General features: G+C 39.2%; 13 protein-coding genes. 11 read left to right on the top strand and 2 right to left on the bottom strand.

The genetic code is table 11. The features are described 5' to 3' along the window. The 6 genes from I5435_RS18175 (at position 1) to I5435_RS18150 (ending at position 7006) form a co-directional block, all read left to right on the top strand. Entirely contained in the window at positions 1-1674 is a 1674-nt protein-coding gene (locus I5435_RS18175) for a GNAT family N-acetyltransferase (protein ID WP_337982705.1), read from the top strand. Beyond that, positions 1655-2401 (top strand): hypothetical protein, encoded by a 747-nt coding sequence (locus tag I5435_RS18170; protein WP_229387530.1) that lies wholly within the window; start codon positions 1655-1657, stop codon positions 2399-2401. Before I5435_RS18175 ends, I5435_RS18170 begins: the two co-directional genes overlap by 20 nt. Beyond that, positions 2389-3387 carry a polysaccharide deacetylase family protein gene (locus tag I5435_RS18165; RefSeq protein WP_337982704.1) on the top strand — a complete coding sequence of 333 codons (999 nt, stop codon included), beginning with the start codon at positions 2389-2391 and terminating at the stop codon, positions 3385-3387. Before I5435_RS18170 ends, I5435_RS18165 begins: the two co-directional genes overlap by 13 nt. Positions 3388-3738: 351 nt before the next feature. Next, positions 3739-5010, top strand: coding sequence for an imidazolonepropionase (hutI, locus tag I5435_RS18160; protein WP_337982703.1), 1272 nt, complete (start codon positions 3739-3741; stop codon positions 5008-5010). Position 5011: 1 nt separating this feature from the next. Next, positions 5012-6010 (top strand): agmatinase family protein, encoded by a 999-nt coding sequence (locus tag I5435_RS18155; protein WP_337982702.1) that lies wholly within the window; start codon positions 5012-5014, stop codon positions 6008-6010. 108 nt (positions 6011-6118) lie between these two features. Then, a complete protein-coding gene (locus tag I5435_RS18150) occupies positions 6119-7006 on the top strand; it encodes a 5'-3' exonuclease (protein ID WP_025220421.1) in 888 nt (295 codons plus the stop codon). Here I5435_RS18150 and I5435_RS18145 read toward each other — a convergent pair. After that, positions 6999-7502 carry a C39 family peptidase gene (locus tag I5435_RS18145; RefSeq protein WP_025220420.1) on the bottom strand — a complete coding sequence of 168 codons (504 nt, stop codon included), beginning with the start codon at positions 7500-7502 and terminating at the stop codon, positions 6999-7001. The two genes, I5435_RS18150 and I5435_RS18145, sit on opposite strands and share 8 nt — an antisense overlap. A 133-nt stretch (positions 7503-7635) precedes the next feature. Next, positions 7636-7980: a thioredoxin family protein gene (locus I5435_RS18140; protein ID WP_081769927.1), complete on the bottom strand. Its 345-nt coding sequence runs from the start codon at positions 7978-7980 to the stop codon at positions 7636-7638. Between the two features lie 433 nt (positions 7981-8413). Here I5435_RS18140 and I5435_RS18135 point away from each other — a divergent pair, with 433 nt between their 5' ends. From I5435_RS18135 to gcvH, 5 genes are all read left to right on the top strand, one after another. Then, complete coding sequence (locus I5435_RS18135; RefSeq protein ID WP_337982701.1) at positions 8414-10798, top strand: 3-hydroxyacyl-CoA dehydrogenase/enoyl-CoA hydratase family protein; 2385 nt, start codon at positions 8414-8416, stop codon at positions 10796-10798. 48 nt (positions 10799-10846) lie between these two features. Continuing rightward, complete coding sequence (locus I5435_RS18130) at positions 10847-12019, top strand: acetyl-CoA C-acetyltransferase (protein ID WP_024362693.1); 1173 nt, start codon at positions 10847-10849, stop codon at positions 12017-12019. A 76-nt stretch (positions 12020-12095) separates the two neighbouring features. Next, on the top strand, positions 12096-13880 hold the full coding sequence (locus tag I5435_RS18125) for an acyl-CoA dehydrogenase family protein (RefSeq protein WP_024362694.1): 1785 nt from the start codon (positions 12096-12098) through the stop codon (positions 13878-13880). A gap of 278 nt (positions 13881-14158) precedes the next feature. Further along, complete coding sequence (locus I5435_RS18120) at positions 14159-14512, top strand: arsenate reductase family protein (protein WP_025220417.1); 354 nt, start codon at positions 14159-14161, stop codon at positions 14510-14512. A gap of 81 nt (positions 14513-14593) precedes the next feature. Continuing rightward, positions 14594-14974: a glycine cleavage system protein GcvH gene (gcvH, locus tag I5435_RS18115; RefSeq protein WP_024362696.1), complete on the top strand. Its 381-nt coding sequence runs from the start codon at positions 14594-14596 to the stop codon at positions 14972-14974. The last annotated feature ends 95 nt before the right edge of the window (positions 14975-15069 follow it).

The raw sequence follows: 15069 nt of genomic DNA, 5'->3' as shown, positions 1-15069 counted from the left end.
TTGCAATTACTTCGCATTCGAACGGACGATGAACTTGTGCTTTATAAGGAGATATGGGATGACATTTTAGCGAATGAACAAAATGATAATCCATTTATTGAATACGCATGGTTTTATAACTGGTGGATCACGATAGGAAGAAAAGAACGAGTGGAGCTATATGCTGTTCAAAAGAATGAGGAAATTATAGCATTTTTGCCATTTACGGTAAAAATGCTTTGGGGAGTGCGCATATATGCCCTTACAGGTGAAAAAATAGCCCATTATACAGGAATCGTCGCAAGGAAAGAGTGGCAACTTTCTGCCATTACGTTCGTATTTGATGAACTTATGAAAAAGCACCGCCACGTATTATTTTCTTTTCATGGATTACTAGAAAGCAAAGAATCGTCAAAAGTAATCGAACAGTATTTTGTTGAAAAGCAATTACAGCTTCGTATTTTTCGAGATGTAACACCGTATCTCGCCTTTTGTGAAGTTGATTTCGATAGCTACTTTAAGGAAAGGGAAAAAATACATGATGTCGAACGTCGGAAAAATAAGCTGCGAACATTTGGCTATTTGCGCAAGAAATCGCCTGTACACGAAGACCTAAGAGCATTATTTCAGTTATACGATAGATGTTGGGTAAAAAAAATAGATACGAGTGGCTTTACAGAAGGAAAGAAAAAAGATTTCTTTGAAAGGCTGATGCTCCTGAAAGGAGAAGCAATGCAAGTCGAGGTAGATGCTCTTGCTTTTGACAATCAATGGCTCGCTTTTAATTACGGTATTTGTTGTCGGGGACGTTATGTAATGTATGCAAGCGGTTATGAGCCAAACTTTACAAGTTTTGGGGTAGACCATTTGCTGAATCAATCCACAATAAAACGTATTTTTACAGAAAACTACCTTTTGTATGATATGAGTGCTGGCTATGAGCCCTCTAAATTAGCGTGGCGTTCTGGTATTGATTTTACAAGGCGGCTAGCGGTCAGTAGTAACACGAAGCGTGCCAAGTTATTATTTAGACGATTAGTATGGAAGGAACGCATAAAGGAAATGTTGCGCAGTAATCAACGCGTTGTCAAATGGACACGTCATACGCTTGGTCATTTACGCTATTTAGTAAAGTATGGGAAAGGGAAAGATTGGCTAGAATATGGACAACAATTCGTTGAAAAGTTTGTTCGTTTAAAGCGCGTGGAATTGTACGAGTTATCCCCAGCTGATCGGGTAATACCACAGCAACCAGTAGGAGAGTTATTTGAGGAAATGACGATTCAAGAGGCGATACAAATCGATCAGGAAGAGCTTATTTCCTTATTGTCTAAGGGATATACCATCTATAAAGATTCCTTTGCTCAAACGAGTAAGCCTGCTTTTGCTTTTCATACGGAAACTTTACGTGTGGATGCATTGCAAATTGTTGAGCCGTTGCCAAAGCAAACCTATTTTTTAACTTATGATCTCTATAAAAATATCGACATTATCACAGCATATATTCAAAAAGTAAAACCAGATAAAACACTGTGGATAACGGCAAGTTTTTGGCAATGGCGTAAGCGAAAACGTCTACAACAAATAGGCTATAAACGTATTTCTCGAATGAAGCATTTTAAATGTGCTCGTTATGAGCGCAATCATGTAGAAAATTACACAGAGAGTGGGGGCGATGTTCATTCTATCCATTAGAAGTAAGCGATGGAATATCGCGATGCAGCATATTTACTTTGCAGAAAAGCTAGCAAATACTAGAAAGCCGATGAAGTTAGTTTGTCACACACATTCACTTGTTCCAAGTCGTAAGTTGATTAAACGTGAAGCGGTTCATATTCGATTAACAGATCATGAGTACATGATGTTGAGTGCACTGTCGAAAAACACTCGAAAACTATTGCGTCGTGCACAAGAAGAGTCCTATCAAGTTTTCTTATATAAAGAACCTTCAGAGGATAATTTACGAGCATTTCAACAGTTTTATAATGAGTTTGCCAAAAGGAAAAAAATCGACCAAATAAATAAACCTCAAATGGAAGCGATTATGCTATTAAATCAACAACAGGCTTTGTTATTGTCAGAGGTGCGAAGTATTTGTGGACAAACCTTATGCTATCGACTGGATATTGTCCATGCACAAAAAGCGATGTCCTATTATGTAGCGACTTGTCATGCTAGCGCATTACCTACACATTTAAAACGTCCTATGCGCTATGCGAATCGTTTCTTGTTATGGCACAATTTTATGTATTTAAAACAGCAAGGGTTCGTTCTATATGATATGGGTGAGCTAACAGATATCGAAACGGTTCGTCAATTTAAATTGAGTTTCGGTGGACAAGTTGTAAACGTATATTCTGGTTACATCGCACATTCGAGAATAAGTGCGTTGTTATTGGGCGTGCAAAAGTGGAGAAAATAGCAAGCAAAGTAAATCATGGAGGTTTTGTTATTTCCTTGGACTTTGAGCTAAATTGGGGTGTCCATGATGTATTTAGGTATGGGCAATATAATAAAAACTTATATGGAGTACGTCAGGCCTTACCTAAAATCCTAATGCTGTTTAAGGAATATGAAATTCATGCAACATGGGCTACTGTTGGCTTATTATTTGCGGAGTCTAAGGGAGAAATGGCGCACTACTTGCGAGGCATTCCAGTGAAGTACGAGCAGATGAAGTATGCAGCACATTCACAACTTGCAAAAGTAGGTGAAAATGAGCAAGAAGATCTTTTACACTTTGGCAAATCGTTAATAGAACAAATTATTCAAACACCTTATCAGGAAATTGGTAGTCATACGTTTTCGCATTATTATTGTTTAGAGAGTGGACAAATTGAATCGGATTTTGAATCGGATTTACAAGCGATGGCCATGATTTGTGAAGGATATATTGCACCGATGAAGTCGATTGTTTTTCCACGTAATCAGGTAAACGACAACTATTTTACTGCGTGTCAGCAAGCAGGCTATGTTTGCTATAGAGGAAATGAACGGCATGATTTATACAATCCGAAAAAGTTCACCAAAAAAAATCGACTATCATTAGGTGCAATGAAATGGCTGGATAGCTATGTTAATATTACGGGTAATCATATGGTCCGATTAGAAGAAATGAAAGAGGATGCATTTATTAATGTTCGAGCAAGTGCATTTTTAAGGCCTTACAGTCGTATTTTACGTGCATTTGAGCATCGCAAGATACAACGAATTAAAGAAGGGATGCTTGCTGCTGCTAAGGAAGGAGCTTTTTATCATTTGTGGTGGCATCCGCATAATTTTGGAAGACATATTGATAAAAATTTAGCGATGCTTGAGGAGCTTTTGCAATATTATCAAGAATTACAAAGAGACTATCATTTCCAAAGCTATTCCATGTATGAGGTAGCAATGCTATGTAAGCAATAACATTTCTGTATAGAGTGTTATTGCTTTTTGTCTTGCTTTGAAATCTAGTTGCTACTCTAAGCGAGCAATGAAACGTGCGCTAAAAATTAACTCGCTGGATGTTATAGATTTGGCAAGGGACTATTCGCAGTTCCGAACATAAGGATTCATTTTGTGCTCAAGCTTAATGGATGATAGGTATTATAGAAATTTTAAGAGAATAAGAGGGAATTGCGCAGGGCGTGACGAAGATGTAAGTACCTTACTATAGGGCTGCTTTAGAATAATAAGCGTGTTCACAATTTTAGTGAGATCATAGTAATAAGTTCACTTAACGGATGAGGGTTATACATAGACAAAGGGGAGTTAGGGATGAAGGACAAGCAACAAAAGCCAATTTGGATTCAAAATATTTCTCAATTAGTAACACTTGCAAGTGACAAGAAAGGTCCGCGAGTACGAGAAGCAATGCGAGAGCTTGCTATTATTGAAGGAGGAAGTGTTTGGCTGGAAGATGGTGTGATTCAAGATCTTGGTACAACACGAGAAATGATATTAAAATATTTACCCCGTGCAGAGGAAGCGGAGATTGTCGATGCTACAGGGAAAATTGTCACGCCCGGTTTGATTGATCCTCATACCCATGTTGTTTTTGGCGGTAGTCGTGAACATGAATTTGAGATGCGTTTAGAAGGCGCGAGCTATATGGACATTATGAATGCTGGGGGAGGCATCCATGCAACAACTCGAAAAATGCGCTCGTTGACAGAAGAACATATTTTCAATCAGACGACGAGACGCTTGGACTTATTTTTACAACATGGTGTTACGACGTTAGAAAGTAAAAGTGGCTATGGCTTAGACTTAGAAAACGAGTTAAAACAATTACGGGTTATGCAACGATTGCAAAATAAGCATCCGATGGACATTGTGCCGACCTTTATGGGGGCACATGCAGTACCAGAAGAATATCGAGAAAACCCAGAGCACTTTGTTAACTTAGTGATTGATGAGATGATTCCTGCGGTGGTGGAAGAAAAGCTTGCAAAATTTATTGATGTTTTTTGTGAAGTCGATGTCTTTACACCCGAGCAAGCAGAACGTATTTTATTGGCTGGCAAGGCACAAGGGCTTATACCTAAAATACATGCCGATGAAATTGAAGAAAATCAAGGTGCGCATGTTGCGGCAAGAGTAGGTGCTATTTCTGCTGAGCATTTATTAAAAGTGTCGGATGAAGGTATTGAAGCACTTGCTAAATCGGGCGTAATTGCATGCTTGTTACCAGCAACAGCATTATATTTAGGTGAAAATCCAGCACGTGCCCGAGATATTATTGACGCAGGTGTACCCGTAGCGATTTCCACTGATTGTAATCCAGGCTCATCGCCAACGATTTCGCTACCACTTGTTATGAACTTAGCATGCATCACAATGAAAATGACGCCGGCAGAAAGCTTATGTGCTGCTACCTATAATGCGGCTTGTGCATTGCAAATTGAAGATCGCGTAGGTTCTATCGAAATTGGAAAACAAGCTGATTTAGTGCTGTGGGATGTCCATAATCATCAAAAGTTACATTATATTTTTGGTGTAAATCATGTGAAAAAGGTTTGGAAAAAAGGTGTGAAGGTGGTAGGTTAAGATGTTTACCCAACCTGAATGGCAATGGAAACAAGAAAACGGCTCAGGCATGCATCAGTGGATTAAGCAAAAGCAAAACCCACATGCAAATGATGTAGATATTATTGTCTATGGTGCCTTATTATCTTATGCGAACGATCCTATGAAAAAAGCACAGTATCCTACTGCTTTTCGGAAAGCGTGGTCGAGCTTTCAATCTTATAATTTAGATGAACAAGTAGATTTGCGTTCATTAGCAATTGTTGATATTGGAGACGTGGCAATTGACTCGACCAATCGCATGCTTTCGGAATCTGCTATTGAGGCAGCTGCTGAAAATTTAAGTATCGCTTATCAGAAAAGCTTCACTTGCCTGATTGGTGGCGACCATGCAATTACGGCTTGTTCATTAAGGGGGATTAAAAATGCTTTTCCGAATGAGCGAATTGGCATTATTCAACTTGATACGCATTTAGATGCAAGAAATCAAGAAGATATAGGTTTAGCAATGAATTCACCGATTCATCAACTAATCGCATCAGGCGTTGTAGAGGGAAAACATATGTATAACGTTGGCTTGCATGGCTTTTTTAATTCACCAGAAATGATTTATTATGCTCGTGAGCAAGGAATTCATATGATTACGTTAAAGCAGATGCGACGTGACGGTATCCAATTGACCATCCGTGAAATGCTACGTCAGCTTATGTATGAGGTAGATAGGATTTATGCATCCGTTGATTTAGATGCATTGGATATTACGTTTGCCCCAGATGTACCTGCTGCTACACCGGGTGGATTAACGGCCTATGAATTATTTGATATTTTAAAGCTGATTGGTGAAAATGAAGGTGTACGGCATATTGACTTTATTTATCCTGATCCAAAACAAAATGAACTTCGCTTAGAAACGGTGAAAACGGGGGTTACTGCATTTTTGCAATGGCTAACCGGCATTCAATTGGATCATCGCAATCGTATATCAAGGAAAGAAAAGGCAGGCTATGGAGCTACTCCATAGTCTGTTTTGCTACGGGCGGAAGCTTCCCACAGGCACATCTAAATTGTTTGGGTGCCTGACACCTTAAACTGTTATAATAGAATAATAGATAAGAGAGGATTTTTTATTATGACTACAAAACCAAAATTACTCATTGTTGATGGTATGGCGTTATTATTTCGTTCTTTTTTTGCATCAGCAGCAATGGGGCATTTTATTCGATTAAAGGACGGCACACCAACGAATGGTGCGCAAGGATTTGTGCGCCATGTTTTGACGGCACAATCTATTATGCAACCAACACATTTAGCTGTTTGCTGGGATATGGGGGCACAAACATTCCGCAATGAATTATATGATGGCTATAAAGCTAACCGTCCAGCACCGCCAGAGGAAATGCTTCCTCAATTTGATATGGCTAAAAATTTAGCTCAACATATCGGATGGCAAAATTTTGGCGTTGTCGGTATGGAGGCGGATGATGTAATCGGCTCGATGATTACGAAGTGGCAGGATGAAGCTGATATTACGGTTATTAGTGGGGATAAGGATTTATTACAATTGCTCACACCGACAACGCAAATTGCTTTTACAAAAAAAGGTTACACTGAATATGATCTTTATACACATACACGCTTTAAAGAAGAATATGGTATAGAGCCAATTCAATTTGCACAAGTAAAAGCGTTTATGGGTGATACGAGTGATGGCTACCCAGGAGTTAAAGGAATTGGACCTAAGCAGGCACTGACACTTATTCAAATGTATGGCTCGATTGATAATGTGATTGCTTCCTTAGAGGACTTAAAACCTGGTCAGCGTACCAAAATTAAAGACAATCTGGATATGCTGAAGTTATCACATGAACTTGCAACGATACAAACGAATGTACCGATTGAAGCCGATTTTGCTCATTTAGCAGTACCAAACTATGAGCACCAGACGATTAATGCAATAGAGGAACGTGGCTTTACACTTATTGCGAAGCAAGCACGTTCATTGTATGCCCTTAGTTAGGTGCTATTTTAACGAAGCGTAATACGTTTTTATTTTGTTGAAATGAAGCACTACGGATTTGACTGGCGCGATTGTTTCCTCCGTTATCGTGGAAAATTAACAATAGCTTACCATCTTGTACTTCGTAGCCAATAAGTGGTACCCAATGGTAGGCAAAGGTCGATTTTTTATCAAACCATCGTAGGCTAAAATAACGGTCAAAGCGCATTGCCACAGGGCGACCTGCGTCAATTTCTTGCAGCGCCTCTTTTAACGTGCAATCGCGTATATCCCATGTTGGTAACAGCTTTCGAAGGTTAGAAATTAAACGCCATTTAAACAAACCAACTTTGGTGCTACCTAGGATTTGGTAAAGGTCATTTACCGATGGAGCTAAAGGATCAAAGTACTTTAGGATGACATGGACTGTTGTCGGCCCACAGGCAGAGTTACGATAATGAGATGCAATAGATGCATCGTATTGCGATTTTCCTTGTAATGACAAATGCTGTTTCATCAATATCTCCCTTCCAAAAAACGCTTTATAATCTACGTGTTTTTAATAAGGTGTTTGCTTTCGATTGATATAGAAGAAAAAATAGTATGCCAAGGGATACCTAGCATACTATTTTTACGTTTGTTACGATTTATTATTGTTGAGCAGCTAAAAACTCCGTAACTTGTTGTGGTGTTTTAGCGTTCGCACTATGTAAGTGGGCTAATTTTTCACCGTTTTGGAAAATTAATAAACTTGGAATACCCATTACATCGTATTTATCAGCGATTTCTGGCAGCTCGTCACGGTTAAGCTCATACCAATCAAATTGGTTGTATTCTTCAATAATTGGGTCGATGAACATATTCATACGTGTACAATCTGGGCACCATCCAGCATAAAATTTTACAAGTACTTTTTGTTCACCAGAAATAAGCTCATTAAATTGTTCTGCAGTTGTTATTGTTTTCATTAGTAAATCACTCTCCTTGCTTTCCATTTTACACATTTTCTCTTCAACCTGAAAGTTATCTGTTTGGGATATGTGGAAGCTACTTATTGTCTTATTTTCGCTCGTAAAAAACAAAAAAAGTTGTATATCGCAAAAATAATTATAGAAAAAAGATTGCTAATTTAGACAAAATAATCTACACTAAAAACAGAAAAAGTAGTTTTATTTTCATTCAGTGGAAGACATTTCTCGTGATTGAAGAAAGTAAATTGAGTGAAAATAAGTCTCTGGCGATTGTCACAGATTTTGAGTAATGCTAGTGTGAAAACTTCGCATTCATGCTATACGACGTTTCGACTTCCGTTTTAACCAGTAGCAGTGTCAAAATCTATGCGCAAAAACGCCGAAGCACAATTTTGATTTTTTTTGACCAAAAAATGAATGGTCATTCATTCAATGGGAGAATAAGGGGGAATTGCTTGTGACTTACAACATTAAAAAAGCGGCTGTTCTAGGTTCTGGGGTAATGGGTTCTGGAATTGCAGCACATTTAGCAAACATCGGTATTCCAACATTATTATTAGACATTGCACCGAAGGAACTAACGAAAGAGGAGGAAGCAAAGGGGCTTACGTTAGCACATCCAGCTGTAAGAAACCGCTTTGTAAATGGGGCTCTTCAAAAGTTATTAAAGCAAAAACCAGCACCACTTACTTCTAAGAAAAATTTATCGCTTCTAACGGTGGGAAATTTTGAAGACGATTTAGACAAACTGAAAGATGTCGATTGGATAATTGAAGTTGTTGTAGAAAATCTAGCGATTAAACAAAGCCTGTATGAAAAAATTGATGCTGTTCGTACGCCAGGTACAATAATCAGTTCTAATACATCGGGCATTAGCATTAATGCGATGGCTGAAGGACGTTCAGAAGATTTCCAACAACATTTTTTAGGGACACACTTCTTCAACCCTCCACGCTATTTAAAATTACTTGAAGTAATCCCGGCAACGACAACTGCACCAGACGTTGTTAACTTTATGAAAAAATTTGGTGAGGACATTCTTGGGAAAGGTGTTGTCTTGGCTAAGGATACACCAAACTTTATTGCCAATCGCATCGGCACATACGGTCTGTTAATCACTTTACAGCAAATGATGCAAGGTGGTTATTCAGTCGGAGAGGTAGATTCAGTGACAGGGCCGCTCATTGGTCGCCCAAAATCAGCTACCTTCCGTACATTAGATGTTGTTGGCTTAGATACATTTATTCATGTGGCAAAAAATGTATATGACCAAACGACAGGAGAGGAACAGCAAGTATTTGCAGTACCTGAGTTCCTACAAAAAATGGTTACGAACGGCTGGCTAGGTGCAAAGTCTGGTCAAGGATTCTTCCAAAAGCAAGGAAAAGAAATTTTAGAAATTGACCCACATACTTTAGCTTATAGTCCAGCTAAAAAATTACAAACACCTTCGATTGAAATGGCGAAACAAACGCGCGGACTAGCGAACAAAGTGAAGACATTAACGTACGCAAAAGATCGTACAGGTGAGCTTTTATGGGGAATTTTTGCACCTACACTAATTTACTCTGCGCAGTTACATGGTGAAATTGCTGATGATATCGTCGCAATAGATAATGCCATGAAGTGGGGATTCGGCTGGCAGCAAGGCCCATTTGAAATTTGGGATGCTATTGGTGTAACAGAATCTGTTGCGAAAATGGAGGCAGAAGGTCGAGAAGTTCCACTATTTGTGAAAGATATGTTAGCGCAGGGCTTTACTACATTCTATTCAGAAATAGATGGTGACGTAGCGTATTATAACGGCTCACAATACGTGAAAGTTCCAGTGAATGAGAAAGAAATTAACTTAAAGCGTTATAAGAAAAAACATGGTGTTATTAAGTCCAATAGCGGTGCTAGCTTAATAGATTTGGGTGACGGTATTGCGTTACTAGAGTTCCATTCCCAATCCAATGCCATTGGTTTAGATATTATTCAAATGATTAACTACGCAATAGACGAAGTAGAAGCAAATTATAAAGGCTTGGTAATCGGAAACCAAGGTAAAAACTTCTGTGTCGGAGCGAACTTAGGCATGATTTTAGTAGAAGCACAGGATGATAACATCTTCGAACTGGATTTTGTTATTAAAGCATTCCAAGATGCTATGCAAAAAATAAAATATTCAAGAAAACCAGTTGTCGCTGCACCGTTCGCTATGACATTAGGTGGGGGCGCAGAAGTATGCTTGCCTGCTGCACATATCCAAGCGACAATGGAAACTTATATGGGCTTAGTAGAAGTCGGTGTTGGCTTAATTCCTGGGGGTGGCGGTAACAAAGCACTCTACCAAAAATTCTTAAAAGGCTTACCGCATGGTGTGGAAGTAGATTATCAACAGATTGCCAATAAAGTATTTGAAACAATTGCTATGGCGAAAGTATCAACTTCAGGTGAGGAAGCACGAGACAATAATTTCCTAAACTTTGCAGATGGTATTTCAGTCAATGCAGATCACCAAATCTATGATGCAAAGCAGGCTGCTTTGGCACTCTATGAGGCAGGCTACCAACCACCGGTGCCAACAAAAGTTCCTGTTGTCGGTGCATCAGGCTATGGTACGTTACTAATCGGTGCTCAAGGGATGTTTGAATCAGGTTTCATCAGTGAACATGATTTAAAAATTGCCAAGAAGTTAGCGTATGTTATCGCAGGTGGAAAAGTACCATACGGCACATTAGTAGATGAACAATATCTATTAAACTTAGAACGTGAAGCATTCTTAAGTCTAGTAGCAGATCCACTATCGCAGCAAAGAATGCAACATATGTTGTTAAAGGGAAAACCACTTCGTAACTAATTAGATAGATGACTATATTTGCACATGAAACAAAGGGGGATTTAGACGATGCGTGAAGCCGTTATTGTAGCAGGAGCACGAACTCCTATTGGAAAAGCGAAAAAAGGTTCATTAGCAACAGTAAGACCAGATGATTTTGGAGCAGCAGTTGTCAAAGAGACATTGAAAAGAGCGGGCTATGAAGGGCCTATTGATGACTTAATTTTAGGGTGTGCAATGCCTGAAGCAGAGCAAGGCATGAATGTTGCACGTAGCATTGGTGCACTTGCAGGGCTACCGGATACGACACCTGCTTTGACTATTAATCGTTTTTGTTCATCGGGTTTACAGGCAATAGCGTATGCAGCTGAACGGATTATGCTTGGTCATTCAAAGGCAATTCTTGCTGGCGGTGTTGAGTCTATGAGTATGGTACCAATGGTAGGGAATACACCACGCTTAAATCCAACATTAGCAGAAACAGCCCCTCAATATTATATGGGGATGGGACATACAGCAGAGGAAGTCGCACGACAGTATAATGTTAGCCGTGAAGATCAAGATGCATTTGCGGTACGCTCGCATGTGCTTGCAGAAAAAGCAATTCAAGAAGGTAAATTTAATGATGAAATCGTCCCAATTGAAGTAGAACAACATTATGTGGATGCTAATAATAAACTACAGGTGAAAAAATTTACTTTCAGTATGGATGAGGGGGTCCGCCCTGGCACATCTGTAGAAGGTTTAGCGAAACTTCGTCCTGCCTTTCATGTAAAAGGTAGTGTGACAGCAGGTAACGCTTCGCAAACTTCTGATGGTGCAGCAGCAGTTCTGGTGATGGATCGAGAGGAAGCTGAAAAGCAAGGGATGACACCAATGGCGAAGTTTTTAGGCTTTGCGGTAGGTGGTGTTCCTCCAGAAGTAATGGGAATCGGTCCAATCGTTGCAGTACCCAAAGCACTTGATATTGCCGGTTTATCTATAGAGGACATCGATTTGTGGGAAATTAACGAAGCATTTGCTTCGCAGTCTTTACAAGTTGTACGTCATTTAGGCATCGACCAAGAGAAAGTGAATGTCAATGGTGGCGCAATTGCATTAGGACATCCACTTGGCGCAACCGGTGCAATTTTAACATTAAAACTTATTCATGAGCTGAAACGTCAAGGTAAAAAATATGGAGTTGTCACAATGTGTATCGGCGGCGGTATGGGCGCAGCTGGGGTATTTGAAATTTTATAAGTTGTGTAAAAATTAATTGTTTAAGAATTGCGAATTGTATGCGTGCCTGGCACCGAAAAATAAGGAGGAATTGGACATGACAGAAAAAACTACAGATATCATTAAAGGCGGCGGATTTATTATTGAGGATGTGGCGTTAGATCGCGTATTTACACCTGAAGATTTTACAGACGAGCAAAAAATGATCGCCAAAACAACGGAAGAGTACGTTGCGAATGAAGTATTACCTGTCGTTGAAAACTTAGAACATCATGAGTTCGAACATTCAGTACGTTTACTAAAAACCGCTGGTGAGCTAGGCCTATTAGCGGCGGATGTACCAGAAGAATATGAAGGTCTTGGTTTAGATAAAATTTCTTCAGCATTAATAGCAGAAAAAATGTCTGTAGCAGGTGGTTTCTCGATTACACATGGTGCGCATGTGGGGATTGGTTCATTACCGATCGTGCTTTTCGGGAATGAAGAGCAAAAGCAAAAGTACTTACCAAAGCTTGCTTCAGGTGAGTTAATTGCAGCTTATGCTTTAACAGAGCCAGGTTCAGGTTCCGATGCATTAGGTGCTAAAACGACTGCCAAGTTAAATGCTGCTGGTACTCATTATGTTTTGAATGGTGAAAAACAATGGATTACAAACGCTGGATTTGCTGACGTATTTGTTGTGTATGCAAAAATCGATGGCGATAAATTCTCGGCATTTATCGTAGAACGTGCATATAACGGTGTTTCTGTTGGGCCAGAAGAAAAGAAAATGGGTATTAAATCTTCATCAACTCGTACATTAGTGCTTGAAGATGCAGAAGTACCTGTTGAAAATCTGCTTGGTGAAGTAGGTCGTGGACACGTCATTGCCTTTAACATTTTAAATATCGGTCGCTATAAATTAGGTGTCGGTACAATCGGTGGCTCAAAACGTGCATTAGAGCTAGCGATTCAATATACGAACCAACGTCAACAATTTAAAACAAAGCTTTCTGATTTCAACCTAACAAAAGAAAAGCTATCGACTATGGCGTCTCAATTATATGCGTCAGAATCATTAAATTATCGTACAGTTGGATTATTTGAAGATCGTCTAAGCCAATTGAGCCCTGAAGAACAAAAGCAAGGGAAAGTCATTGCCAATGCAATTGCAGAATATGCAATTGAATGTTCGATTGCGAAAGTGTTTGGTTCAGAAACATTGGATTATATTGCTGATGAAGCGGTGCAATTACATGGTGGCTATGGCTTTATGGCAGAATATGAGGTAGAGCGCATTTATCGCGACTCTCGAATTAACCGCATTTTCGAAGGAACAAATGAAATTAACCGCATGATTGTGCCTGGCACATTTATGAAAAAAGCATTAAAAGGCGAATTGCCATTATTGCAAGTCGCACAAAATTTACAACAAGAATTGCTGATGATGATGCCAGAAGAAGTAGGTACAGAACCACTAGCACAAGAAAAATACCTTGTAAAAAATGCTAAGAAAATCGCTGTGTTAGCAGCAGGTATGGCAGCACAACGCTACGGTGCGAAGCTTGACCAAGAGCAAGAAGTATTGGTAAATATCGCGAATATCGCAAACCAACTATTTGCTATGGAGTCTGCTGTGTTACGTACAGAAAAAGCGATTGCACGTGAGGGTGCAGAAAAATCACAACAAAAATTACTTTACACGCAAATTTTCTGCCAAGAAGCATTTGCAGAAATTGAGAAAGAGGCAAAAGATACGATTCTTGCTTCAGCTGATGGAGATGCTGCACGGATGACATTGTCAGCGCTTCGCAAACTGACTCGCAACAACCCTTATAACCTTATTGCTAAAAAACGTGAAGCTTCCGTTAAACTTATCGAAGCAGAAAAATTCATCGTATAATACTAGCTATGAACAGACTGTAGATACCTTAATCTACAGTCTTTTTTGGTGCCTGTTTTGGTGACAGGCACTCACACAATTTATAGCTTTGTCTTAAGACTCACTAAGTAATAATCCACGTAGACTCCTGCGGGAACGCATAGATTTAAGTGTCAGGCACTGAAACAATTCTGAATTCCACTGGTGTCAGGCACTCAAACAATTATAATTGTTTCATTTTGGCACATACTAGTTATGATGGTATACTACAGAAAATGATAGTAGAGGAGCCTACAAATATGATTCAATTTATCCATTATCCTAAATGTACAACTTGTAAAAAAGCACAGAAGTGGTTAAACGACAATGGCGTTTCATACGAAGAGGTACACATCGTTGAACAAGCACCTACGAAAGAACAATTAAAGCAATATTGGCAAGCGAGCGGGTTGCCACTGAAGAAGTTTTTTAACACTTCTGGCATGAAATACCGTGAACTTGGATTGAAGGATAAATTGGCGGAAATGCCGGAAGATGAGCAACTTACACTGCTTGCGTCAGATGGTATGCTAATTAAACGACCAATCGTGACAGATGGAAAAAAAGTAACGTTAGGTTTTAAAGAAACAGAATTTGAGCAAGCTTGGAAATAACTGCTTTTATCCTTGTTTTTATGAAAGAAGTATGGCACACTGATAGTGAATATATTACATATTTATGGAGGGGTTTTTGGCATGAGCACACCTAAAGACTTACGTTACTCTGAAGAACATGAATGGGTAAAATTAGAAGATGGTAAAGTACGTATCGGTATTTCTCACTTCGCACAATCAGAACTAGGAGATATCGTTTTCGTTGAGCTTCCACAAGTTGGCGACGAAATTAAAACAGATGATCCATTCGGAAGCGTAGAATCAGTAAAAACTGTTTCTGAACTTTACGCACCAATTTCAGGTACTGTAGTTGAAGTAAATGCAGACTTAGAAGATAGCCCAGAATTCGTAAATGAATCACCATATGAAAAAGCATGGATGATCGTTGTAGAGCCTGCTGATGCATCAGAGATTGAAAACCTTATGACAGCTGAGCAATACGAAAAATTGATTGCAGAATAAACAAGCCTGTAATAGAAAAACGTCGGCAAATTTACCGGCGTTTTTTATTATATAATGCTACAATTTTTCGGCGCAATCTTAGGAATTGCTAGTGC

Origin of the sequence: Lysinibacillus sp. C5.1 (genome assembly GCF_016350185.1) — a bacterium.
Classification (GTDB): domain Bacteria; phylum Bacillota; class Bacilli; order Bacillales_A; family Planococcaceae; genus Lysinibacillus; species Lysinibacillus sphaericus.
Note: the sequence above shows the minus strand (reverse complement) of the source record. Positions and strands in the feature narration are given on the sequence as shown.

Coding starts and splice junctions, on each gene's coding strand:
- I5435_RS18120 (WP_025220417.1), top strand. CDS start 14,159: ATGATTCAATTTATCCATTATCCTAAATGTACAACTTGTAAAAAAGCA.
- gcvH (WP_024362696.1), top strand. CDS start 14,594: ATGAGCACACCTAAAGACTTACGTTACTCTGAAGAACATGAATGGGTA.
- I5435_RS18140 (WP_081769927.1), bottom strand. CDS start 7,980: ATGGAAAGCAAGGAGAGTGATTTACTAATGAAAACAATAACAACTGCA.
- I5435_RS18145 (WP_025220420.1), bottom strand. CDS start 7,502: ATGAAACAGCATTTGTCATTACAAGGAAAATCGCAATACGATGCATCT.
- I5435_RS18170 (WP_229387530.1), top strand. CDS start 1,655: ATGTTCATTCTATCCATTAGAAGTAAGCGATGGAATATCGCGATGCAG.
- hutI (WP_337982703.1), top strand. CDS start 3,739: ATGAAGGACAAGCAACAAAAGCCAATTTGGATTCAAAATATTTCTCAA.
- I5435_RS18150 (WP_025220421.1), top strand. CDS start 6,119: ATGACTACAAAACCAAAATTACTCATTGTTGATGGTATGGCGTTATTA.
- I5435_RS18125 (WP_024362694.1), top strand. CDS start 12,096: ATGACAGAAAAAACTACAGATATCATTAAAGGCGGCGGATTTATTATT.
- I5435_RS18155 (WP_337982702.1), top strand. CDS start 5,012: ATGTTTACCCAACCTGAATGGCAATGGAAACAAGAAAACGGCTCAGGC.
- I5435_RS18130 (WP_024362693.1), top strand. CDS start 10,847: ATGCGTGAAGCCGTTATTGTAGCAGGAGCACGAACTCCTATTGGAAAA.